The sequence below is a fragment of the Aeromonas sp. R7-1 genome (genome assembly GCF_040908115.1).
Classification (GTDB): Bacteria; Pseudomonadota; Gammaproteobacteria; order Enterobacterales; family Aeromonadaceae; genus Aeromonas; species Aeromonas caviae.
In genome coordinates, this window is record NZ_JBFODD010000012.1 from 12091 (window position 1) to 35596 (window position 23506).

Below are 23506 nucleotides of genomic sequence, written 5' to 3' on the forward strand. Positions count from 1 at the left end.
TCCATTCTCCTGACGGATGGGGGAATGCGGATCTTATCACGGGGCAGGTCAGGCAACTGCCTGCATCTGGGTGGTCATGGCGATCTCGGCGCGACGGCGTTTCTCCGCCCGGGCCATCAGATACCAGCTACCGAAGGTGAACAGGGATACCGACAGCAGGATCAGACTCGCGATGGCGTTGATCTCGGGCTTCACGCCGAGGCGCACCGCCGAGAACACTTCCATCGGCAGGGTGGTCGAACCCGGGCCGGAGACGAAGCTCGCCAGCACCAGGTCATCCAGCGACAGGGCAAACGACATCATGCCACCCGCCGCCAGCGACGGGGCGATCATCGGGATGGTGATCAGGAAGAACACCTTCCACGGCTTGGCACCCAGGTCCATGGCCGCCTCCTCGATGGAGAGATCCAGCTCCCGCAGCCGCGCCGACACCACGATCGCCACATAGGCGGTACAGAAGGTGGTATGTGCTATCCAGATGGTCAGCATGCCCCGCTCCGCGGGCCAACCCACCAGCTGGGCCATGGCCACGAACAGCAGCAGCAGGGAGAGACCGGTGATCACCTCGGGCATCACCAGCGGCGCCGTCACCATGCCGCCGAACAGGGTCCGGCCACGGAAGTGAGGGATCCGGGTCAGCACGAAGGCCGCCACCGTCCCCAGCGCCACCGCCGCGATGGCGGTGTAGAAGGCGATCTCCAGGGAGCGGAACACGGACCCGATCAACTGTTTGTTGTCGAGCAGGCCGAAGTACCACTTGAGCGACCACCCCCCCCACACCGTCACCAGCTTGGAGGCGTTGAAGGAGTATATGACCATGATGATCATGGGCAGGTAGATGAACAGCAGACCCAGCCACAGCATCAGCTTGGCAAAACCGAAACGTCTCATGCCTTGCCCTCCAGCTCTTTGGCCTGGTTGCGGTTGAACAGGATGATGGGAATGATCAGCACCGCCAGCATCACCACCGCCAGGGCGGAGGCCACCGGCCAGTCACGGTTGTTGAAGAACTCCTGCCACAACACCTTCCCGATCATCAGGGTCTCCGGACCACCCAGCATCTCGGGGATGACGAACTCGCCCACCACCGGGATGAAGACCAGCATGCAACCGGCGATGATGCCGTTCTTGGAGAGTGGCACCGTGATCTGCCAGAACCGGGTCAGGTTGCGGGCACCCAGATCGGAGGCCGCCTCCAGCAGGCTCTGGTCGTGCTTGACCAGGTTGGCGTAGAGCGGCAGCACCATGAACGGCAGGTAGGAGTAAACGATGCCGATATAGACCGCCAGGTTGGTATTGAGGATCTGCAGCGGTTCGTCGATCACCCCGATGCCCAGCAGGACGCTGTTGAGCAGGCCGTTGTTGCTGAGGATCCCCATCCAGGCGTATACCCGGATCAGGATCGCCGTCCAGGTCGGCATCATGATGAGCAGCAGCAGAACGGTCTGGGTCTCCTTGTTGGCCCGCGAAATGGCGTAAGCCATGGGATAGCCGATCAGCAGGCAGAGCAGGGTGCTGACCAGGGCTATCTTGAGGGACCCCAGATAAGCCGCGATGTAGAGCTCATCCTCCTGCAGCAGCAGGTAGTTGCCCAGGTTGAGCAGTATGGTGAGCTGATTGTCTGCCCAGCTCACCACGTCCGTGTAGGGCGGGATGGCCACGTCCGCTTCGGCGAAGCTGATCTTCACGACGATGATGAAGGGCAGCAGGAAGAAGAGGAACAGCCAGAAGAAGGGGATGCCGATGACCAGCTGCCGCCCTCCCACCTGTTTGAGTCGTCTCAATGCCTTCATGATTGCAGCACCACGCCGCTGTCATCTTCCCAGTAGAGGAACACCTGGTCATCCCAGGTCGGCCGTTTGCCGTGGCGTTCGGCATTGGCGATGAAAGCCTGAACGATTTTGCCCGAGGGCAACTGGATGTGATACACGGAATGGCCGCCCAGATAGGCGATGTCATAAACCTCGCCCTTGGTCCAGTTGAAGTCCGGATGCTCGATCTCTTCCGGCTTTTGCAGGCTCATCAGCAGTTTTTCCGGACGCAGGGCATAGGTGACCTTCTTGTTCTCCGCCCGGGAGCTGATGCCGTGACCCACATAGATGGGCTGCTCCAGATCCGCACAGGCGATGATGGCGTGGTCCTGCTCATCCTCCACCAGCAGGCCGTCAAACAGGTTGACGTTGCCGATGAACTCGCACACCAGCCGGCTGGCCGGGGTTTCGTAGATGTCCATCGGGCTGCCGATCTGCTCGATGCAACCGAGGTGCATGATGGCGATCCGCTCGGCCATGGTCATGGCTTCTTCCTGATCGTGGGTCACCATGACGCAGGTCACGCCGACCCGCTCGATAATCTCGACCAGCTCGAGCTGCATGGTGGAGCGCAGCTTCTTGTCGAGCGCCCCCATGGGCTCGTCCAGCAACAGCAGCTTGGGACGCTTGGCCAGGGAACGGGCCAGGGCCACCCGCTGACGCTGACCACCGGAGAGCTGGTGCGGCTTGCGGCGGGCGTACTGGGTCATCTGCACCAGCTTGAGCATCTCTTCCACCCGGGCATCAATCTCCGCCTTGGGCAGGCCATCCTGCTTGAGGCCGAAGGCGATGTTCTGGGCCACCGTCATGTGGGGGAACAGGGCGTAGGACTGGAACATCATGTTGATGGGGCGTTCATAGGGCGGCATGTCGGTAATGTCGACGCCGTCGAGGAACAGCCGTCCTTCCGTGGGTCGCTCGAACCCGGCCAGCATCCGCAACAAGGTGGACTTGCCGGAGCCGGACCCACCCAGCAGGGCGAAGATCTCGCCCTTGTGGATGTTGAGAGACACGTTGTCGACCGCCAGCGTTTCGTCGAACTGCTTGCTTACCCTGTCTATTTTGACCAGCACTTCTTTACGCTGCTGGCTGCCCTCGAGGGCTTTCTTGTAGGCACTGGAGGCTATCGCCATTACCAAACTCCCAAAGGTGATTCCGGCCTGGGCCGATCCATCAATACAATCTGGCGCCCCGGGATGGGCACCAAGGTTAGGTTCCGGATTTGATCTTGGTCCAACTCCGGGTGATCAGGCGCTGCACCGAACGGGGATGTGCTTCCTGCACATACAGACGTTCAAGCACCGCCTGGGGGGGATAGACAGACTCGTCCTCGCGAACGGCCTTGTCCATGAACTCTCCCGCCTTGATGTTCGGGTTCGCGTAACCCACATAGTCGCTCACCTTGGCGATGACCTGCGGTTCGAGAATGTAGTTGATCAGGGCGTGAGCCTCTTTCACGTTGGTGGCATCGGCCGGGATCGCCATCATGTCGAACCAGAGATTGCCACCCTCCTTGGGGATGCTGTAGGCAATCTTGATCCCCTTGCCCGCCTCCTCGGCCCGGGACGCCGCCTGCAGGATGTCGCCGGAGAACCCGGCCGCCACGCAGATGTTGCCGTTGGCGAGGTCACCGATGTACTTGGAGGAGTGGAAGTAGGCCACATAGGGGCGCACCTTGAGCAGCTGCTCTTCGGCCCGCTTGATGTCCGCCGGCTCATGGCTGTTGGGGTTGAGCCCCAGGTAGTTGAGGGCCGCCGGGATCATCTCGTCCGCCGAATCGAGGAAGGCCACGCCGCACTGGGAGAGCTTCTTCATGTTTTCCGGCTCGAAGATGGTCGCCCAGGAGTCAATCTTGTCGACACCCAGTACTTCCTTGATCTTGTCGACGTTGTAACCGATGCCGTTGGTGCCCCAGAGGTAGGGCACGGCGTACTGATGGCCCGGATCCACCTTCTCGAGCTGCTTGAGCAGCAAGGGGTCCAGGTTGCTCAGGTTTGGCAGCAGGGTGAGGTCCAGCTTCTGGAAGGCCCCCGCCTTGATCTGCTTGGCCAGGAAATTGTTGGAGGGCACGACCAGATCGTAGCCGGTGCGTCCGGTCAGCAGCTTGCCTTCCAGCGTCTCGTTGGAGTCAAACACGTCGTAGACGGTCTTGATCCCGGTCTTCTGCTGAAAGTCACTGAGGGTGGTCTCGCCGATATAATCGGACCAGTTGTAAAAATGAACCACAGGGGCTGCCTGGGTCAGATTTGCAAACCCCAGGGTCAGGGCCAGCGTTGCCATCTTGGTCATGTGCACTTATCAGTCCTCATTTGTGTGATTTTGCCAGTCGCGCATCCATACGCGCCGTCCAACCTGTCGGGTGGTCACCACCCTCCCGGCCGAACTGCGGACCGGGAGGGGTACTCGTCACTCTTACTTGCCTGACTTGATCTTGGTCCAGCTGCGGGTCATCAGACGCTGCACCTTGGCCGGCAGATCCGGGAAGGTGTAGATCTTCTTGAGGGTATCCGGCGTCGGGTAGATACCCGGGTCGGTACGGATCGCCTCGTCCACCAGCGGCGTGGCCGCCTTGTTGCCGTTCGGGAACTGCACCACGTTGGTGATGTTCGCGATCACGTCCGGCTTCATCAGGTAATTGATGAAGGTGTGGGCCGCCTCGACGTTCTTGGCATCCGCCGGGATGGCGATCATGTCGAAGAAGCTGCCTGCCCCCTCTTTCGGAATGGTGTAAGTCAGGCTGACACCGTTCTTGGCCTCGGCGGCACGGGCCTTGGACTGCTGCAGGTCACCGGAGTAACCCACTGCCACGCACAGGTTGCCGTTGGCCAGATCCGAAATGTACTTGGAGGAGTGGAAATAGGCGGTATAGGGACGGATGGAGAGGAACAGCTCCTCTGCCTTCTTCAGTTCATCCGGCTTCTGGCTGTCCGGCTTGAAGCCCAGGTATTGCAGGGCGGCCGGTAGCATTTCGGTCGGCGAGTCGAGGAAGGAGACACCGCACTCCTTCAGCTTGGCCATGTTCTCCGGCTTGAACACCAGATCCCAGGAGTTGACCGGCGCATCGGCCCCCAGCACGGCCTTCACCTTCTCGGCGTTGTAGGCATAGCCGATGGTGCCCCACAGGTAAGGGATGGAGTATTGGTTGCCCGGATCGCTCGGTTCGAGCGCCTTGAGCAGGTCGACGTCCAGGTTCTGCCAGTTGGAGAGTTTGGACTTGTCCAGCTTCTGGAAGACACCTGCCTTGATCTGCTTGGCCAGGAAGGGGTTGGACGGTACGACGATGTCATAGCCCGACTTGCCTGCCAGCAACTTGGCTTCCAGCACTTCGTTGCTGTCGAACACGTCGTAGACCACCTTGATGCCCGTCTCCTTCTGGAAGTTTTCCAGCGTATCCGGCGCGATATAGTCGCTCCAGTTGTAGACGTGCAGCACCTTCTCGTCGGCCATCGCCCCGGTACTCATCATGACCAGCGCCACAGAAGCAGCCATCATTCCCTTTTTAAAAGACATAGTCCTTGTCTCCTAAGCAAATTGTATGCGTAAGCCAACCTGCCCGGTTCCCGCCTATTCCCGCAGCTTTGCAGCCGTCAGGTCCAGACTGAGCCTGGCCAGTTTGACCAATTCATCCACCTGTTCCTCGGTGATCACCAAGGGGGGCGATATGATCATGGTATCGCCGACAGCCCTCATCACCAAGCCATTGTTAAAACAGAACTCCCGACAGGTCATCCCGGCATGGAGCTCGGCCGGGAAGCGACGTTTCGTCTGCTTGTCCTGCACTATTTCCAGCGCGGCGACCAGGCCTTTTCCACGGGTTTCTCCCACCAGCGGATGGTCCGCCAGCTCAGCCCAGCGGCGCTGCAAATAGGGGCCGATACTATCATGAACTCGCTTAACTATGCTCTCCCTTTGCATAAGCTGGATGTTGGCAATGGCCACGGCGCAGGCGACCGGATGGCCGGAATAGGTGAAGCCATGGTTGAACTCGCCCCCCTCTTCCACCAGCACCCTGGCTACCCTGTCCCCCACCATCACGGCGCCCATCGGCAGATAGCCCGAGGTGATGCCCTTGGCCAGGCACATGAGATCGGGTTTGATGCCAAAACCGTCACTGGCAAACCAGTGGCCGGTGCGGCCAAAGCCGCAGATCACCTCGTCGGCGATGAGCAGGATGCCGTACTGGTCGCAGATGCGCTGGATCTCGGGCCAGTAGCTCTCGGGCGGAATGATGACCCCCCCCGCACCCTGGATAGGCTCGCCGATGAAGGCGGCTACCTTGTCCACCCCCAGTGCCAGGATCTTCTCTTCCAACTGGCGGGCACGGGCCAGACCGAACTCGTGGGCGCTCATGCCCTCTCCCTCACCGAAGTGATAGGGCTGGTCGATGTGGACTATGCCCGGAATGGGCAAGCCGCCCTGGGCGTGCATCCCCTTCATGCCCCCCAGACTGGCCCCCGCCACGGTGGAGCCGTGATAGGCATTGTGGCGGCTGATGATCACCTGCTTGTCAGGTTGTCCCTTGCTGGCCCAGTAGTGACGCACCATGCGCAGCACGGTGTCGTTACACTCGGAACCCGAGCCGGTGAAGAAGACGTGGTTGAGGTGGGAAGGCGTGATCTCGGCCAGCAGGGTGGCCAGCTCGGCAGCAGGGGGGTGGCTGGTCTGGAAGAAGAGGTTGTAGTAGGGCAGTTGCTGCATCTGGCGAGTGGCGGCATCCACCAGCTCCTGACGGCCGTAGCCCATGTTAACGCACCACAGACCCGCCATCCCGTCCAGAATGCGCTTGCCTTCGGAGTCTTCCAGATAGACGCCTTCGGCCTTGGTGATGATGCGACTGCCCTTCTTGTTCAGGGCCTGAAAATCGGTAAACGGATGCAGATGATGGCTGGCTTCCAGTTGCTGCCACTCACGGGTGGTGTGCTGCATTGCTTGCTCCTCGGTTCCTTCGATTCGGCGAATCTTGTCGCCATTCATGAGGGCACGGGTGGCCTGCCCGGTCACTGCCATTCACGGGGCTGGCACTCTCTTGCCTGCTCGATGCCTTTCCATGGGGCGAACATCGTCGCCAGTTGATTGCAGGTGACGCCCCTCTCCATTGCGGGAGCGGGCCTCACCTATACTCGGTGCCTTCCGGGTCGCGGGCGCCGCCGCGAGACGGGCCTTCGGCACCTTGCTTGCGATATGACGGGGAGAGGCCTCGCCTCCCCCGGGGACAGATCAGACGTTCAGCAACAGGAATTCCCGTTCCCAGCGGCTGATCACGCCGAAGTAGGTCTCGTACTCCTTGCGCTTGACGGCCACGAAGGCGCGGATGAAGCGCTCCCCCAGCATGTCCTTGATGGGTTCACACTGCTCCAGGTGGCTCAGCGATTCCTCCAGCGAGCGGGGCAGGCTGTAGGGCAGGTCATAGGCACTCGCCTTCATCTCCTGCATGGGTTCGAGCTTCTCCAGCATGCCGAGGTAACCGCAGGCCAGGGTGGCGGCCAGAGCCAGATACGGATTGGCATCGGCCCCGGCGAAGCGGTTCTCGACCCGACGTGCGCTCGGTTCGGAGAAGGGGACCCGCAGGCCGCAGGTGCGGTTTTCCACCCCCCACTGCACGTTGCGCGGCGCACTCTCGCCAAAGGTGAGGCGGCGGTAGGAGTTGACGTTCGGCGCCAGCAGGGCGGTCACTGCCGGGGTGTATTTCTGCAGGCCGGCGATGAAATGCATGAACAGATCGGAGTTGCCCCCTTCGCTGGTACCAAACAGGTTGTTGCCATCCATGTCTTCCAGGCTCTGGTGGATGTGCATGGCGGAACCCGGTTCGTTGCTCATGGGCTTGGCCATGAAGGTGGCATAGATGCCGTGGCGATGGGCGGCCTCGCGCATGGTGCGCTTGAACAGAAACACCTGGTCGGCGAGATCGATGGCATCCCCGTGCAGGAAGTTGATCTCCATCTGGGCGGCGCCGGATTCGTGGATCAGGGTGTCCACCTCAAGCTCCTGGGCCTCGCAGTAGTCGTACATGTCCTCGAAGATGGGGTCGAATTCGTTCACCGCATCGATGCTGAACGACTGGCGGGCCGTTTCCGGGCGGCCGTTGCGGCCCACCGGCGGCACCAGCGGATAGTCGGGATCTTCGTTGCGGGTCACCAGGTAGAACTCCAGCTCCGGCGCCACCACCGGCTTCCAGCCCTGCTTCTCGTAGAATGACAGAACCCGGCGCAGCACGGAGCGGGGAGCGATGTCGATGAGCTTGCCGTTGACGTCAAAGCAGTCGTGGATCACCTGGGCGGTGGGCTCCAGCGCCCAGGGTACGAAACGAATGGTGTTGGGATCGGGATAGAGCTGCATGTCCCGCTCCAGCGGGTCTATCATGCTGTCGTCATCCGGGTACTCGCCGGTCACCGTCTGGGTGAAGATGACCTCGGGCAGCCGCATGCCCCCCTCGCGCAGAAACTTGTTGGCTGGAATGATCTTGCCTCGGGCATTGCCGGTGAAATCCGGAAACAGGCACTCCACTTCCGTGATGCGATTGCTCTCCATCCAGCCCTTGATACTGTCCATGTTAAACCCCGACTTTACGGTTGCCATTGTCAAGGGTGTCTAATATAAGGAACACCCTTGTTAAGAAAATGTAATCGACCACACCATAAAAGCCCGTGATAAAGGCCTTTGTCAAGCAGCGGTGTTTAAAAAACTATAAACAACGGCCTGTATAATGACCAGCGCGGCACCAAATACTAAACACTTTGTGTCACGATCAGCCCACTGCAAGCTCGATGCCAACGGCGGCGGGATCTCGTTCGATACTCAGTCAGACCCTGTCGGAGAAGGCCCATTTCTTTGCAAGGGCGCACACTCCTTATCCAATTTCCTTTGCATGTCTGCATTTTTTTGGTACAAGGCCCGCCCTGATTTGCACTCTCCTGCATGGATTTGGTGCAAAACGGGATACAAGGGCTTGGTCTGACGACAGACAGCCCCCATCAATGGGTAACATTGGGAAACTGACTGGTAGCAAACCGTATGTGTGATTTCATGACAGAAGACCAACTGACCTTCTACAAAGGCCAGATCGAGCGACAAATCCTTGAGCTCGAAGAACGTCTCAACTCCCAGGCCAGCCAGGCTATCGCCACCGATACCAACGAGATGGCGGATGAAATTGACCGTGCCAGTGTCGAGGAGGCCCGTCGCCTGGAGCTGAACCGCATCGAGCACGACAAGTTGCACCTGCGCAAGCTGAAAGGGGCGTTGAAGCGGATCAATGAAGGGGATTTCGGCTATTGCGAATCCTGTGGCGACGAGATCTCTCTCAAGCGGCTGCAGGCCCGTCCCGAGTCCCGCTTCTGTGTTGAATGCCAGAGCACCAAGGAATTCAACGACACTCACGTGTTCCGTCGCGTCGCCTGATGCGGCGAACAAGCCCGGCCTCGGTACGAGCCGGGCACAGGGCAGGTCATGCCCGAAGATGACGCGGCCGGGTGATCCCCGGCCCCTTTCACAGCAAGAGCGTGACAACTTCTGTTAGACTCCGGGCAAGTCCCGGATCCTACAGGAGATCAAAGCGTGAAATGGCTCATCAGGCTGTGCTTGTGCCTGCCATTGCTGGCACAAGCACAGACGCTCACCGTCAAGGTCCCCAGCCGACCGATCAACGATCTCGACAACGAATACCAGCTCAAGCTGCTGGAACTGGCGCTCAACCACGCCGGGCAGCCCTACAAGCTGGAGCGGGTCGACCTCAATCTCAACCAGTACAGCCTCCAGCAGGCGCTTGCCAAGGGCAAGGTCATCAATGTGTTCTGGATGGGTACCTCCAGCGCGCTGGAATCCTCCCTCACCGCAGTACCAATCCCGCTGTTTCGTGGCCTGGAAGGGCTGCGCCTCTCCTTCATCCACGCTGATGCCCAGGAGCGGTTCAACCAGATCAACACCCTGGCAGACCTCAAGAAACTGAAAGCCGCACAGGGGGTGGGCTGGGCCGACAACAAGATCCTGGAACTGGCAGGCATTCCCACCTATGCCGGGCGCTACAGCAACCTGTTTCGCCTGATGAATGACGGCGACAAGCTGGATTTCTTCCCCCGTGGTCTGGTGGAAATCTTCGCCGAACGCAGCGAGCTGGCGGCACAATATCCCAACCTGGTGATCGATCAGCACCTGCTGATCCGCTACCCCTTCGCCGAGTTCTTCTTCGTCAGCCCGGAGTCGCCGAAGCTGGCCAAGGCGATCCAGACCGGCCTCGAGCGTGCCTATGCCGACGGCAGCTTCATGGCGTTCTTTCGGGAGAACCCCAAGATCCGCGAGGCCCTGGCCAGCGCCAATCTGGAGCAGAGAGTCACCATCGCCCTGCCCAATCCCGACATGACCCCCTTGCTCAAAAGCATTCCGGCCCAATATTGGGAATATCCACCGTCGCAGGAGTAAACGGACACGATATCCGGCGTTGAGAATATCCACCGCTGCGAGCATGAACGGACACGGTATCCCGGCATTGGGAATATCCGCCGCCGGGAGCGTGATCAGCCGCGGGTCATCCCATCCGGTGGGCGCAGCCCGCCGCAGACGCACAGGAACGCGAGGTCGCCCGGCCTCAATACGCGCACCAGGGAGGTGCCATGAAACGACTGGATGACTGGTTTCGCGACTACGGCCAGAGCCATCAACACCCCGTCAATGTGGCCATCCACAAGGTGGCGGTGCCAGGCATCTACCTCTGCATCCTGGCACTGCTCTGGTGCCTGCCCGCCGGTCCCCTGCCAGCGTCCCTCAACTGGGCGGGGCTGGCGGCCATCCCGGTGCTGGTCTTCTACCTGCGGCTGTCGTTGACGATCTTTACGGGGATGACGGCCCTGACCGCCCTGGGACTGGCCTTCTGCCACGTCTGGCAGGGGCCGCTGCTGTGGCCTGCCCTCATCGGGTTCGTGCTGTTCTGGATAGCCCAGTTCGTCGGTCACCATATCGAGGGGAAACGCCCCTCCTTTCTCACCGACCTGCAATTTCTGCTGGTAGGCCCCGCCTGGGTGCTGGCCAGCCTCTATCGTCGTTTGGGCATCCCTTTCTGAGGGAGGCCAACAGGAGAGACCATGAGACATCTTCAGACCCTTGCTCGCCCCCTGCCCCTGCTGCTGGGGGCACTGATGGCCGGCCCGGTGCTGGCCGACAAGGCAGATCCCGTCGGCGAGGTGAGCACCGCTTTCAAGCTGCTCGGACCCAACCACAAGATCCTGGTGGAGGCGTTCGACGACCCGAAAATCGCCGGTGTCGCCTGCTATCTGGCCCGCCCCAAGACCGGCGGCGTCAAGGGTGGCCTTGGGCTGGCGGAAGATCCCTCCCACGCCTCCCTCTCCTGCCACCAGATCGGCCCCATCACCCTGCCCGCCAAGCTGAAGGCGGGGGAAGAGGTGTTCGATGTCAGCACCTCGCTGGTGTTCAAGGAGCAGAAGGTGGTGCGTTTTTACGACGAGAAGCGCAATGCCCTTGTCTATCTGACTTACAGCACCAAGTTGGTGGATGGTTCGTACAAGAGTGCAGTGAGTGCCGTCCCCATCATGCCCTGGGGTTGAAACAGCACCACTTATCCCGTGATGACGGTCACTATTTGTTGTAATTTAACCACATCATTATCTACGGAGAGCGCACCATGAGAGTCGCCGTTTTCAGTACCAAGAGCTACGACAAGGAACATTTCCACCAGGCCAACGCCCAGTACGGTTTCGATCTGGAGTTCTTCGACGTGCGGCTGGAGGCCAAGACGGCCCGTCTCGCCCACGGCTTCCCCGTGGTCTGCCTGTTCGTCAACGATGATGCCGACCGCGAAGTGCTGACCGAGCTGGCGCAGTACGGCACCAGGGTCATCGCCCTGCGCTGCGCCGGTTACAACAACGTGGATCTGGCCGCCGCCAAGGAGCTGGGACTCAAGGTGGTGCGGGTGCCTGCCTACTCCCCCGAGGCCGTTGCCGAACATGCGGTGGGCCTGATGATGACCCTCAACCGCCGCATCCATAAGGCGTATCAGCGCACCCGGGACGCCAACTTCTCCCTGGAGGGGCTGGTCGGCTTCAACATGCATGGCCGCACCGCCGGCATCATAGGCACCGGCAAGATCGGCATCGCCACCTTGCGCATCCTCAAGGGGTTCGGCATGCGCCTGCTGGTGAGCGATCCCTATCCGAACCAGGCGGCCATCGATCTGGGCGCCGAGTACGTGGATCTCGACACCCTATTCCGTCAGTCCGATGTCATCAGCCTGCACTGCCCCCTGTTCAAGGAGAACTATCACCTGCTGAACAAGGAGGCCTTCGCCAAGATGAAGGACGGGGTGATGATCATCAACACCAGCCGGGGCGGCCTGCTCGACTCCAACGCCGCCATCGAGGCCCTCAAGACCTCCCGCATCGGCGCCCTGGGGCTGGACGTCTACGAGGAGGAGGAAGACCTCTTCTTCGAGGACAAGTCCAACGAGGTGATCACCGACGACGTCTTCCGCCGCCTGTCTGCCTGCCACAACGTGCTGTTCACCGGTCACCAGGCCTTCCTGACCCGGGAGGCGCTGCACGCCATCGCCGACACCACCCTCAGCAACATCCAGGCCATCGAGAGCCAGGGCCGCTCTGACAACGAAGTGGAGTGATCCCTGAGGCGTTGTCGCCACGCCATTGATCCCGCCGCCGGGTTGTGAGACCCGGCGGCATCGGGTAGGCTACCAGCCCTTTTTTGTACAGGAGTCTGGCCAGCATGTTCATCGGATTTGATTACGGTACCTCCAACTGTGCCGTCGCCGTGATGGAACAGGGCAGCCCCAGGCTGCTGACCCTCTCCGGTTCCCATTACCTTCCCTCCACCCTGCACGCCCCCCACCGGGACGCCATCGCCGGCCTCCTGGCCGAAGGGCTGGCCCCCGTCCAGCAGAGCGAATACCTCAAGCTGCGCGGTCCCGTGGTGACCCGGGCCCAGGCGGTGCGCCGCCAAATGCGCGAAGAGGGACTCATCGACGAGCTGAGCTTCGGCGGTGCGGCGCTGGCGCGCTATCTGGAAGAGCCGGACGAGGGCTACTACATCAAGTCCCCCAAATCCTTTCTCGGGGCCTATGGCCTCAAGGCTCCCCAGATCGCCCTGTTCGAGGACATCGTCTGCGCCATGATGCTGCACGTGCGCCGGGAGGCGGAGCAGCAGACGGGCAGCACCATCCGCCAGGCGGTGATCGGCCGACCGGTCAACTTCCAGGGACTGGCGGGGGAAGAGAGCAACCGCCAGGCCATCGCCATCCTGAGGGAGGCGGCACGCCTCGCCGGGTTCGAGCGGGTGGAGTTCCTCTATGAGCCGGTGGCCGCCGGCTTCGAGTTCGAAGCGCGCCTCACCGAGGATGCGGTTGTGCTGGTGGTGGACATCGGGGGCGGGACCACCGACTGCTCCGTACTGCGCATGGGCCCGAGCCACCGTGACCAGCTGGATCGCGACGGCGATCTGCTCGGTCACAGCGGCCAGCGCATCGGGGGCAACGACTTCGACATCCGCCTGACCGTGGAGGGCATGATGCCGCTGCTCGGCATGCACGAGACCCTCAAGACCGGCAAGCCGCTACCCCATCCCCTGTTCTGGGACGCCGCCGCCATCAATGACGTCAGTGCCCAGAGCCGTTTCTACAGCCTGGATACCGCCCGCCAGTTGCAGGATCTCCAGCTCGACAGCCAGCCCGGCAGCAAGCTCCCGCGCCTCGCCAGCCTGCGGGCCCACAAGCTGAGCCATCAACTGGTGTGGCGCGCCGAGCAGGGCAAGATCGCCCTCTCCGACCACGAGCACAATCACCAGACCCTGAACGAGCTGGAAAAAGGGCTGGAGGCGGCACTCACCCGCCCCCAGCTGGCCAGTGCTTCCGCCCCCTTGCTGGAGAAGATTGGCGAGCTGATGGACGAGGCTATCCTGGCGGCAGGCGTGCAGCCTGACCGGGTCTTCGTCACCGGCGGCAGTGCCCGCTCCCCCCTCATCAAGGCCTTCATCCAGCAGAAACTGCCCAAGGTACCGCTGGAGGGGGGTGATGACTTCGGTTCGGTGGCCTCGGGCCTCGCCCGCTATGCCGAGCGCCTGTTTGCGGACTGAAACGGCCAGGGGAGCCATGGGCAACCGGTAGACAGGTTCGCTCGGGGCGGGTGTTGCCATTTGCCGACACCCCCTCTTCCCCCGGGGCGACAGAAGCGGTCGGGCTCCTCCCCCCTCGCCCTGCCGCCCGGGCCCGGGGACGGGTATGCTTGTCATACCCACCACCGGAGCCCCTTCAATGCCCAGATACCTGCTACTGCTGCTCGCCCTGCTTCTGCTCAGCGCCTGCAGCAGTGCTCCCCGCTTTGCCTCGCAAGATCTGCAACACCATCACTGGGTGCTCGATCGGCTGGATGGCCAGGCCATCGCCAGCCGCCGCAGCAATCCCCCCGACATCGAGATCGGTGAACACTTCACCGTCAACGGCATCGCCGGTTGCAACCGCTACTTCGGCCAGGGTCACCTCAAGGGGAACAAGCTCTGGGTCACCAGCCTCGGCAGCACCGCCATGACCTGCCCCCCCGAACTCGATCTGATAGAGCAGGCCGTGCTCGCCACCCTGACGGAGGGGGCCACACTGAGCGGCTCCACCCAGACCCTGATCCTCCAGGGAAAACGGCACCGTTTGGAATACAGACTGCAAGACTGGGTGTACTAGGGCTCACAAAACCGCTCGCCAGCAGGAACAACTGGCCAGGCTGTGGCACAATATGAGGCATTGTTAGCAATGGAGGCTGCCTCAGCCATGTCGATGGATCGCCTGTTTGGCAAGATCAAGCAACTGCCCACAATTCCGAAACTGCTGCACGAGCTGATGCAGAGTTTCAACGACGAGAATGCCCGCATCGACGAGATCGCGGCCAAGATCGCCATGGACCAGGTGATCAGCGTCAAGGTACTGCGGATGGCCAACTCCGCCGCCCTGCGCCGTGGCAATGAAATCACCTCCATCGAACAGGCGGTGATCCGCCTCGGTTTCAACCGCCTGCGCTCCGTGGTGGTCGCCTCCGGCATCATCAGCAGCTTCAAGGCCCCCCCCGGCTTTGACAAGCTCCACTTCTGGACCCAGACCTTCCAGGTCGCCACCATTGCCCGCACCCTGGCACAGCAGACCACCTCGGTGGATCCCGAGACCGCCTTCACCTGCGCCCTCATTCACAACATTGGCGAGCTGCTGATCCAGAGCACCCTGCCGGAAGAGGCGGGGCTCATCAATCTGGCCATCGAGAAAGGCAGCAGCCGGGTCGATGCCCAGCGGGAGATGCTGGGTTACGACTATGCCCAGCTCGGCGCAGAGCTGGCGCGGCGCTGGAACCTGTCGCCCGCCTTCGTGGATGCCATCGCCCAGCAGCTCGACCCCCTCTCCCACGATCCGGTCAGCAAGGAGGCCGTGCTCATCCGGCTCGCCGTCTTCGTCTCCTTCGCCTGGCAGGCCGGCGTACCGGCCCAGGCCATCATCGCCCGTTTCCCCAGAACCCTGGCTGACCAGCTGGGGCTGGATCCCGCCAGCCTGGCGGATCAGCTGGAGCAGCTGCACGAACAGGGCAACGCCCTGGCCGATTTGCTGACCCAGTAGATGTACAACGGCCGATCAGCAGGAGCCGGATCCCCGTCTCATTCTGGCGGAACAGCTCAAACAGCTGCACGAACAAGGCAACGCCCTGGCCGATTTGCTGACCCAATAGCGTCACGGCAGACCGCCCAGCCAAGCCGGAAGCACCGTCTCATTCTGGCCGGTCGTCACATACACACGCCCATGGACGGGATAAGATGGCCTGCGCCCATCCCCCATTCCTGAGCCTCTCTGACACAGTAGATACCATGACCCATCCCTTCCTGTTTCACCCCCAGGCGGCACCCTGGTTCAAAGAGAGTGCCGACACCCTGCAGCTCACCCTGTTCAGCGAGCTGGACGCCCCCATCCGCGAGGTGTGGCTGCGCCACGAGCCGGACAACGAGGAGTATCTGGTCGCCATGACGCCGGTCGCCACCCGGGACAGGCTTCAGGTCTGGCAGGTCGAACTGCCGCTGGCCAGGGGGCAGGAGATCCACCTCTACTGCTTCAAGTGCCTCACCGACGAGGAGCAGTGGTGGCTGCACGGGGCAGGCGTCAGCGCCGCCATGCCGCCGCGGGAGCAGCATTTCCGCTTCAACAGCCATCACCAGCCCCCGGCCTGGGTGCAGGATCAGGTGTTCTACCAGATCTTCCCCGACCGCTTCTGCAACGGCGACCCGTCGCTGAGCGTCAAGCATCACGAGTACGAGTACAGGGGCAAGGCGGTCATCAGCAAGGCCTGGGGCGAGCCGGTCAGCCGCCACGAAGAGGGGCACGGCGCCTGTGAATTCTACGGCGGGGATCTGGCGGGCATCGACGCCAAACTGCACTACCTGCAATCCCTGGGGGTGACGGCGCTCTACCTCAACCCCATCTTCGATTCGCCGAGCAACCACAAGTACGACACCCAGGACTACTTCAAGGTGGATGCGCACCTCGGTACCAATGCCCAGTTTGCCGAGCTGACCCGCAACCTGCACCAGCGCGGCATGAGGATCATCCTGGATGCGGTGGTCAACCACACCTCCACCGAGCACCCCTGGTTCTGCCCGCCGCTGGGCGCCCAGAGCAACCCGGACTCCCCCTGGCGCAGCTTCTACACCTTCGATCAGGAAGGGGATTATGTTAGCTGGAAAGGGATCCGCAGCCTGCCCAAGCTGGATTTCTCAAGTGAACAGGTGCAGGACGCCGTTTATCGGGCAGACAACGCCATTCTGCGCTACTGGATGCGCGCCCCCTACCAGATCGATGGCTGGCGCTTCGACGTCATCCACATGCTGGGGGAGCGGGGCACTGCCGAGGGCAATCGCGGCCATGTGCGCGCCATTCGCGGTGCGGTGAAGCAGGAGAATCCGGACGCCTACGTGCTGGGCGAGCACTTCTTCGAGGCGAGCCAGTGGCTGCAGGGGGATCAGGAGGACGGCGCCATGAACTACTACGGCTTCGCCCACCCCATCCGCGCCTTCCTGGCGGGGCAGGACATCGCCTATCACCCCATCAAGATCAGCGCCACCGAGCTGGATCACTGGCTCAAGCTGGCGCGGGCCCATATTCCGTTCAAGAACCAGCTGGCCCAGTTCAACCTGCTGGACAGCCACGACACCGCCCGCTTCCTGCACCTGCTGGGGGAAGACAAGCAGCGGATGCGACTCGCCGCCACCCTGCTCATCACCTACATCGGCGTGCCCTCCATCTACTACGGCGACGAGGTGGGGCTCTCCGGCGGCAACGACCCGGACTGCCGCCGCTGCTTCCCCTGGGATACCACCGACTGGGATCACGTGCTGCACGACCACTATCGCCGCCTGATCCAGCTGCGCCGCCAGCGCCCGGCCCTGCGTCGGGGAGACATCCAGACCCTCTACGCCGGCCCTCACAGCTATGTGTTCGCCCGTACCCTGCAAAGCGATCAGGTGGTGGTCGCCTGCAACCGCCACCCCACGGAGCCGCGCACCATCAGCCTGCCCCTGTGGCAGACCGCCAGCCCCGCCAGCCGCTTCACCGATGCCTTCAACGGCGACAAGTTCGAGGTGGTGCAGGGGGAGGTGCAGCTCACCATCCCGGCCAACTCCGCCAGGGTACTGCTGTCGAGCTAGGGATAGCGGCAATAGAAAACCGGCGCTCGGGGCGCCGGTTTTTTTATGCCTGCATCCCCCGAAGTGACGGATGCTGCCTCATCGCTGTTTTTCGATCCAATAACCCTACGCCGTCATGTGTGATGCGACGAATGCATCAAACATCATCTCTTCATCAGTAGTTGATGCTGACATAGGGGACTTCGGTCACATCCCACGCCTGCTTGAGGTAGACGGTGAGCACGAAGAAGAAGTTGGCCAGCAGATTGGCGAAGCGATAGAGGATAGGATCGAAGCGCACGCCGCTCTCTTCGAGACGCACCAGCAGACGCACCACCTTCTTGCTGCCACAGCGGCACAGGTGCAGGGTGGGAACGGGCTGGGGCCCCTGGGGCAGCACGAAGCCGGTCACCCGGCCGCGACTCGCCTCGTTGTAGTGATCGTACCGTCCCTTCAGCCAGTCCAGATCCTCCTCGAAGATGCCGAGCCGTCCCCGCACCGAGCCGTTGAGGTTGTAGATGAGCCGCTGCAGGGTCGCCAGATCCGCCATCACGGGCCGGGTATCCTCATCCGGCATCAGATGAGAGAGCACGGCCCCCACCTGGCAGCAGAGCTCGTCGGTGGCGATCTCGTAGTCGCACTGGAACTGGGTTTCGAAGATGAAGGGGTAGCAGAGCTCGCGCTTGTCTCTTGGCTTCTTGGGGTTCATGGCATCGCCGGGCTGGGGAAAAGGGCAGTGTGCCAGCCCGGGGACGGGCTGGCAAACACCCCGCCCCCGCCAGCATCACGGGGGCGTCGCCAGACTAGCCGGTCGCCATCTGCTGGCCAAGCAGCCTCATGGCCTCCAGCATCCGCTGGTTGAAGCCCATGAAGCCTGCCCCCTGGGTCGCCCCGTCCTGACCCCGCGCCGCCAGCACGGTGGGTGTCAGCGCCTCCTGCTGGGAAGGGGGCAGCAGGGCGTCGGCCTGCTGCTGCAACCGGCTGAGCCTCGGCAGGTAGTCCGCCAGGGGCTTGAGGCTCTCCTGCAGGGAACTGGCCCCCTGGTAGGTCTGACTCAACTTGGCCGATTGCTTGAGCTTGAGGGAGTAGGAGACCAGCTGGCTGTCATCCAGTTGCAGCCCGCTCAGCCCGTCCGCCAGGGTCTTGCCGTCGCCCCCCTTGAAGAACTGCCCGGCCAGCTCGTCCAGCCCCTTGACCAGGGTGCCGATGGCATCCATCTCGGCACTGTCGAGATCCCCCTCCAGGGAGAAGTCGAAGCTCTGGCTCGACTTGAGGCTGAACTGGCTGCCCCCCCCGTCGCTCTGGGACTTGAACTGCCAGCTGTCGCTGAAGCGCAGCATCACCTTGTCCCCGTCCCGGGTCTCGATCTCGAGGAGGGCCTGCTGGCGGCTGGCCATCCTGGCATCCCCCAGATCCGTGGTCGACACCTTGCCGAAGAACTCCTTCTCGAACTCGTCGAGCCCCTTCTGGATCAGCTTGTAGCTCTGATCCATGCCGGTCTTGATGTCCTCGTTGTCCGCCCAGTCACCGAGCAGCTTCCTGGCGTCACCGAAGCCCTTGTCCACCCCCTTGCGGGCCTGCTCCATCATCTTGGTCAGGTCGTCGTCGGACTTGCCGTCGGCACGGGCCGCGCCTATCCGCCCGGTGACGAACTGCAACACGTTGTCCGCCACCGACTGGAAATCGAACAGGGTCTCCGGGGTAACCTCCTGGGGCTCCTGCACCTTGGGTGCCTTGTAGCCCTGGCCGTTGATCTCCAGCGCAAATTGCAGCGCCTGCTGGATCAGCACCTGGGCCCATTTCGGGGGCTTGTTCAGGGAGACCTCGTCCCCCTTGTCCGCCGCCTTCGACTCCGTCTGTTGAGGCGATTTGGGAGCAATGCCCACTCCCTTGGGTTGGGCTGCGCCCATGCCATCAATTTGCATCATTACTCTCCCGCCTATAGTGGTGGATCGGTTATCGGCCCGACTGGCCACTTCTTGACCACAAAAAACTTGGACAATCCGCAACGGCCTTTTAAAATCCCCACCCTTTGGTTGGCTGCGGCCTTCCCCCGGTCTTTCCCCGGCTCAGCCCGGTGCATGCGAGGTATCCATGACTCAATCCCAGCCCTCTTCCGCCGACGCCCAGGGCAGACGGACTCCTGCCGACTACCAGGCCCAGCTCGACGAGAAGCGCGATCGCCTCACCCAGCTGTTCGCCCCCTTCAATCCGCCTGCGCTGGAGCTGCACGCCTCTCCCGCCGAGCACTACCGGATGCGCGCCGAGTTCCGCATCTGGCACGAGGGGGACGACCTCTTCCACTGCATGTATGCACCGGCCACCAAGGAGATCATCCGGGTCGACAGCTTCCCCACCGCCAGCCTGCTCATCAACCGGCTGATGCCGGTGCTGCTGGCCGGGCTGCGCCCGCACCCCGTGCTGCGCAAGAAGCTGTTCCAGATCGACTATCTCTCCACCCAGTCCGGCCAGATCTGCGTCAGCCTGCTCTACCACCGCAAGCTGGAAGCCGAGTGGCAGCAGGCCGCCGAGGCGCTGCAGGCCGACCTGCGTGCCAAGGGGTTCGAGCTGCAACTGATTGGCCGCGCCCACAAGCAGAAGATCTGCCTGGGGGATGACTTTGTCATCGAACGCCTGACCGTGCAGGGGCGCGAGCTGGTCTACAAGCAGGTGGAAAACAGCTTCACCCAGCCCAACGCCGCCATCAACGAACAGATGCTGGGCTGGGCCCTGGACGTGACCAAGGGGAGCGAGGGGGACCTGCTGGAGCTCTACTGCGGCAACGGCAACTTCTCCATCGCCCTGGCGCAGAACTTTCGCAAGGTGCTGGCCACCGAGATCGCCAAGCCGAGCGTGGACTCCGCCCAGTTCAACATCGCCGCCAACGGCGTCGACAACCTGATCATCCTGCGCATGTCAGCGGAGGAGTTCACCATGGCGATGCGCGGCGAGCGGGAGTTCAACCGCCTCAAGGGGGTCGATCTCTCCGCCTACCAGTGCAACACCATCTTCGTCGACCCGCCCCGGGCCGGTCTGGACGACGCCACCGTCAAGCTGGTGCAGGATTACGACAACATCCTCTACATCTCCTGCAACCCAGAGACCCTGCAGGCCAACATGGCCGTGCTCGGTGAAACCCACGAGATCGCCCGCTTCGCCCTGTTCGACCAGTTCCCCTGGACCCACCACATGGAAGCCGGGGTGTATCTGAAGCGCAAGGGCGGCTGATCCGGGCGGTTCCCCGGCTGCTCCATGGCAGCCGGGGCCGCTATGGCCACTGAAGGGCACGGATCCTGCCTCATCGCGCCGCCCCGACCCGCCACGGGACAAGTGGGGGCGGCCCGATGCCAACCGATTCATCCTGTCCCCCCTTCTCCCCCGGGAGAAGGGGCAAAAACCCCCGCATTGATTAGTTATCCCGGTGCAGAGCGCGGACGCAGCCGTTATGCTGGCGACACGCCCACTCACGCCATGACCGGGGAATCACGCCACCATGCCACGCGTTCTGTTTGTTGAAGACGATCCCGAGATAGGCCAGCTCATCAGCAGCTGGCTCGGTCGCCACGACATTGAGGTGCTGCTGGAGACCCGGGGTGACCGGGCACTCGACAGGGCCCTGGCCGAGCAGCCGGATCTGGTGCTGCTCGACATCATGCTGCCGGGGCAGGATGGCCTCTCCCTGTGCCGGGATCTGCGTCCGCGCTTTGCCGGCCCCATCGTCATGCTCACTTCGCTCGACAGCGACATGAACCAGATCCTGAGCCTGGAGCTGGGGGCCAACGACTACATCCTCAAGACCACGCCCCCCCCGGTGCTGCTGGCCCGGCTGCGGGTCCAGTTTCGCCAGCAGGGGCAGAGCCAGCAGGCCGTGGTCCCCGCCGCCCCACCCCAGCGCCTGCAGTTCGGCCGCCTCCAGATAGACGGCCCGGGTCGGGACGTGCGCCTCGATGGGGAGAGCATTCCCCTCTCCACCGCCGATTTCGACCTCCTGTGGGAGCTGGCCTGCCACGCCGGCCAGATCCTGGGGCGGGAGGCGCTGTTTCGCAGCCTGCGGGGGCGCGACTACGACGGCCAGGATCGCAGCATGGACGTGGCCATCTCCCGTCTGCGCCGCCGGCTCGGGGATGACAGCAACAACCCGACCCGCATCAAGACGGTGCGCCAAAAGGGTTATCTACTCGTACCCCAGGCTTGGGAATGAGCTGGTGTCTCACACGCCTGCACACCAGAAGCCAGGGAATGACAGCAACAACTCGATCTGGATCAAGACGGTGCGCCAGAAAGGTTACCTGCTGGTGCCCCAGGCCTGGGAATAAGCCCCGCCGAATGACCTTGATGCACTCAGCCTTCTCCCCTTGCGGGAGAAGGGTTGGGGATGAGGGGCAACAAGGCAATGCCCAGACGCAATCCAGGCAAGAGGAGAGCCCCGATGCGACGCCTGTTTATCCAGTTCTATCTGCTGCTGATAGGCTGCTTCACCCTCGCCATTCTGCTCATCGGGCTGGTCTATCAGGTCAGTGCAGAGCGGGCGGGGGACCGTTATCTGGAGCGGATGATGCAAGGCTCCCTCGGCCTGCTCACTGGCGAGCTGGCCCGGCTGCCGCCGGAACACTGGGCCACCCGCACCGGCGAGCAGAGCCGCCAGCTCAATCTGCCGCTGCAGATCGGCGTCCTCGCCAACCAGCCCCTGGCCAGCGAGGATCAGGCCTTCCTCGAGGCGGGCAACATCGTCATCGTCGAGGAGGATGACACCTTCCTGCAGCGCATCCCGAACACCGACAAGGTGCTGATCGTCGGCCCCGTCCCCTACCTCTCCTACCTGCACGAGCTGCACTGGGTGGACGTGGGGCTGCTGCTGCTCATCGGCCTTTCCCTCGGCCTGCCCATCCTGCTCTGGCTGCGCCCCCACTGGCGCGGCCTGCAACAGCTCGAACAGACCGCCCGCCGGGTCGGCGACGGGGATCTCTCCTGTCGCACCGGTTTGCCGCCCGGCAGCAGCCTGGGCCGGGTCGGCCGCACCTTCGACCAGATGGCGGAGCAGTTGCAGGCCATGCTGGCCAGTCGCAAGCAGTTGACCGACGCCATCGCCCACGAGCTGCGCTCCCCCCTGGTGCGGCTGCGCTATCGCCTCGCCATGCTGGCCGAGCCTCCCTCACCCGAGGAGCAGCAGGGACTGGAGCGGGACCTCGGCGCCCTCGATGCCCTCATCGAGGAGATGCTCACCTATGCCAGGCTCGATCGCCCCGAACTGCCGCTGCAATGCAGCGATCTGGAGCTCGGCAGCTGGGCCGGCAGCCGCCTGGCCGACTGGCAGGCCCTGCGACCGGACAAGCGGCTCGACTTCGTGCGCCCGGCCATGGCTCTGCCCTGGCGCGGCGACACCCGATTGCTGGACCGGGCGCTGGAAAACCTCATCGGCAACGCTCTGCGCCATGCCACCAGCCAGGCAAGCCTCTGCATAGCGCGACAGGGGGACGACTATCTGCTGGAGGTGGCCGACGATGGCCCCGGCATCGATCCCGCGCTGGCCCCGCAAATCTTCGAGCCCTTCGTGCGCCTGGATCAGAGCCGGGACAGACGCACCGGCGGCGCCGGGCTGGGGCTGGCCATCGTGCGCAGCATCGCCCACCACCACGGCGGCGAGGTGCAACTGCTGCCAAGCCGCAGCGGTGCCCGTTTCTGCCTGACCCTGCCCGTACATTTGGATACAAACCGTCACCAGTCGCTCACTGAACCGCAGGTCGAACAGCCCTAGGATGAAGTCATGGAGAAACGCTCCATGTCATCAAACCGAACGAGGAACTGGAATATGAACAAGCTGATCCCCCTGACTCTGGCCGCTGTCTTCGCCCTGACCTCCGGCTTCACCATGGCCGCCACCCCGACCAAGGCCGCCGCTCCCCACGCCACCCAGACCAAGGTCGTGAAAAAGCATCACAAGGCTGCCCACGCCAAGGCGCCGGCCGTCAAGGTTGCCCCCAAGACCAAGTAAGCTGCCCGCTGCCGTCATGAAAAAGGGGCCCCCGACAGGGGGCCCC

The 23506-nt window shown here is 62.7% G+C and carries 22 protein-coding genes and 1 pseudogene; 14 read left to right on the forward strand and 9 right to left on the reverse strand.

Annotation, left to right across the window (positions count from 1 at the left end; all coding sequences use genetic code 11):
* Positions 1 to 48: 48 nt before the first annotated feature.
* The 7 genes from AB5Y51_RS01350 to AB5Y51_RS01380 all read right to left on the reverse strand — a co-directional run bounded on the left by AB5Y51_RS01350 (position 49) and on the right by AB5Y51_RS01380 (position 8360).
* A complete protein-coding gene (locus AB5Y51_RS01350) occupies positions 49 to 891 on the reverse strand; it encodes an ABC transporter permease subunit (protein ID WP_010676054.1) in 843 nt (280 codons plus the stop codon).
* The gene (locus AB5Y51_RS01355; RefSeq protein ID WP_010676055.1) at positions 888 to 1793 is read right to left on the reverse strand and encodes an ABC transporter permease subunit; all 906 of its coding nucleotides are present in this window, start codon (positions 1791 to 1793) and stop codon (positions 888 to 890) included. The genes AB5Y51_RS01350 and AB5Y51_RS01355 overlap by 4 nt, the downstream gene beginning before the upstream one ends.
* Entirely contained in the window at positions 1790 to 2944 is a 1155-nt protein-coding gene (gene potA, locus AB5Y51_RS01360) for a polyamine ABC transporter ATP-binding protein (protein ID WP_010676056.1), read from the reverse strand. The genes AB5Y51_RS01355 and potA overlap by 4 nt, the downstream gene beginning before the upstream one ends.
* A gap of 76 nt (positions 2945 to 3020) precedes the next feature.
* On the reverse strand, positions 3021 to 4106 hold the full coding sequence (locus AB5Y51_RS01365; RefSeq protein ID WP_050498258.1) for a polyamine ABC transporter substrate-binding protein: 1086 nt from the start codon (positions 4104 to 4106) through the stop codon (positions 3021 to 3023).
* Positions 4107 to 4223: 117 nt separating this feature from the next.
* Positions 4224 to 5321 (reverse strand): polyamine ABC transporter substrate-binding protein, encoded by a 1098-nt coding sequence (locus AB5Y51_RS01370; protein WP_041214238.1) that lies wholly within the window; start codon positions 5319 to 5321, stop codon positions 4224 to 4226.
* A 54-nt stretch (positions 5322 to 5375) separates the two neighbouring features.
* On the reverse strand, positions 5376 to 6737 hold the full coding sequence (locus tag AB5Y51_RS01375) for an aspartate aminotransferase family protein (protein WP_253583760.1): 1362 nt from the start codon (positions 6735 to 6737) through the stop codon (positions 5376 to 5378).
* A 291-nt stretch (positions 6738 to 7028) separates the two neighbouring features.
* A complete protein-coding gene (locus AB5Y51_RS01380; RefSeq protein WP_010676060.1) occupies positions 7029 to 8360 on the reverse strand; it encodes a glutamine synthetase family protein in 1332 nt (443 codons plus the stop codon).
* 462 nt (positions 8361 to 8822) lie between these two features.
* Between AB5Y51_RS01380 and AB5Y51_RS01385 the strand changes: the two genes are divergently transcribed.
* The 9 genes from AB5Y51_RS01385 (at position 8823) to malZ (ending at position 17489) form a co-directional block, all read left to right on the forward strand.
* On the forward strand, positions 8823 to 9209 hold the full coding sequence (locus AB5Y51_RS01385) for a TraR/DksA C4-type zinc finger protein (protein ID WP_010676061.1): 387 nt from the start codon (positions 8823 to 8825) through the stop codon (positions 9207 to 9209).
* A 156-nt stretch (positions 9210 to 9365) separates the two neighbouring features.
* Positions 9366 to 10226 (forward strand): hypothetical protein, encoded by an 861-nt coding sequence (locus AB5Y51_RS01390; RefSeq protein ID WP_010676062.1) that lies wholly within the window; start codon positions 9366 to 9368, stop codon positions 10224 to 10226.
* Positions 10227 to 10417: 191 nt separating this feature from the next.
* Positions 10418 to 10864 carry a DUF962 domain-containing protein gene (locus AB5Y51_RS01395; protein ID WP_010676063.1) on the forward strand — a complete coding sequence of 149 codons (447 nt, stop codon included), beginning with the start codon at positions 10418 to 10420 and terminating at the stop codon, positions 10862 to 10864.
* A 21-nt stretch (positions 10865 to 10885) separates the two neighbouring features.
* Positions 10886 to 11365, forward strand: coding sequence for a CreA family protein (locus tag AB5Y51_RS01400; RefSeq protein ID WP_010676064.1), 480 nt, complete (start codon positions 10886 to 10888; stop codon positions 11363 to 11365).
* 77 nt (positions 11366 to 11442) lie between these two features.
* On the forward strand, positions 11443 to 12432 hold the full coding sequence (locus AB5Y51_RS01405) for a 2-hydroxyacid dehydrogenase (protein ID WP_042878605.1): 990 nt from the start codon (positions 11443 to 11445) through the stop codon (positions 12430 to 12432).
* 104 nt (positions 12433 to 12536) lie between these two features.
* Complete coding sequence (yegD, locus tag AB5Y51_RS01410; protein ID WP_368177937.1) at positions 12537 to 13898, forward strand: molecular chaperone; 1362 nt, start codon at positions 12537 to 12539, stop codon at positions 13896 to 13898.
* Positions 13899 to 14076: 178 nt separating this feature from the next.
* Entirely contained in the window at positions 14077 to 14496 is a 420-nt protein-coding gene (locus AB5Y51_RS01415) for an META domain-containing protein (protein WP_368177938.1), read from the forward strand.
* Between the two features lie 69 nt (positions 14497 to 14565).
* Positions 14566 to 15414, forward strand: a complete 849-nt coding sequence (locus tag AB5Y51_RS01420) for an HDOD domain-containing protein (RefSeq protein WP_039039670.1) — start codon at positions 14566 to 14568, stop codon at positions 15412 to 15414.
* A 245-nt stretch (positions 15415 to 15659) separates the two neighbouring features.
* Positions 15660 to 17489, forward strand: a complete 1830-nt coding sequence (malZ, locus tag AB5Y51_RS01425) for a maltodextrin glucosidase (protein ID WP_029314873.1) — start codon at positions 15660 to 15662, stop codon at positions 17487 to 17489.
* Positions 17490 to 17643: 154 nt separating this feature from the next.
* On the opposite strand, the gene AB5Y51_RS01430 is transcribed toward malZ, so the two are convergent.
* Both AB5Y51_RS01430 and AB5Y51_RS01435 read right to left on the reverse strand, forming a co-directional pair.
* The gene (locus AB5Y51_RS01430) at positions 17644 to 18177 is read right to left on the reverse strand and encodes an ATP--cob(I)alamin adenosyltransferase (protein WP_368177939.1); all 534 of its coding nucleotides are present in this window, start codon (positions 18175 to 18177) and stop codon (positions 17644 to 17646) included.
* A gap of 94 nt (positions 18178 to 18271) precedes the next feature.
* Complete coding sequence (locus tag AB5Y51_RS01435; protein WP_368177940.1) at positions 18272 to 19393, reverse strand: DUF5610 domain-containing protein; 1122 nt, start codon at positions 19391 to 19393, stop codon at positions 18272 to 18274.
* Between the two features lie 169 nt (positions 19394 to 19562).
* Here AB5Y51_RS01435 and trmA point away from each other — a divergent pair, with 169 nt between their 5' ends.
* The 5 genes and pseudogenes from trmA (at position 19563) to AB5Y51_RS01460 (ending at position 23460) form a co-directional block, all read left to right on the forward strand.
* Positions 19563 to 20696 (forward strand): tRNA (uridine(54)-C5)-methyltransferase TrmA, encoded by a 1134-nt coding sequence (gene trmA / locus AB5Y51_RS01440; protein ID WP_103260961.1) that lies wholly within the window; start codon positions 19563 to 19565, stop codon positions 20694 to 20696.
* A 265-nt stretch (positions 20697 to 20961) separates the two neighbouring features.
* Complete coding sequence (gene rstA / locus AB5Y51_RS01445) at positions 20962 to 21669, forward strand: two-component system response regulator RstA (protein WP_010676073.1); 708 nt, start codon at positions 20962 to 20964, stop codon at positions 21667 to 21669.
* 25 nt (positions 21670 to 21694) lie between these two features.
* Positions 21695 to 21784, forward strand: a pseudogene (locus tag AB5Y51_RS01450) (two-component system response regulator RstA); the annotation flags it as partial.
* 113 nt (positions 21785 to 21897) lie between these two features.
* On the forward strand, positions 21898 to 23223 hold the full coding sequence (gene rstB, locus AB5Y51_RS01455; protein ID WP_010676074.1) for a two-component system sensor histidine kinase RstB: 1326 nt from the start codon (positions 21898 to 21900) through the stop codon (positions 23221 to 23223).
* Positions 23224 to 23277: 54 nt separating this feature from the next.
* Complete coding sequence (locus AB5Y51_RS01460) at positions 23278 to 23460, forward strand: hypothetical protein (RefSeq protein ID WP_010676075.1); 183 nt, start codon at positions 23278 to 23280, stop codon at positions 23458 to 23460.
* The last annotated feature ends 46 nt before the right edge of the window (positions 23461 to 23506 follow it).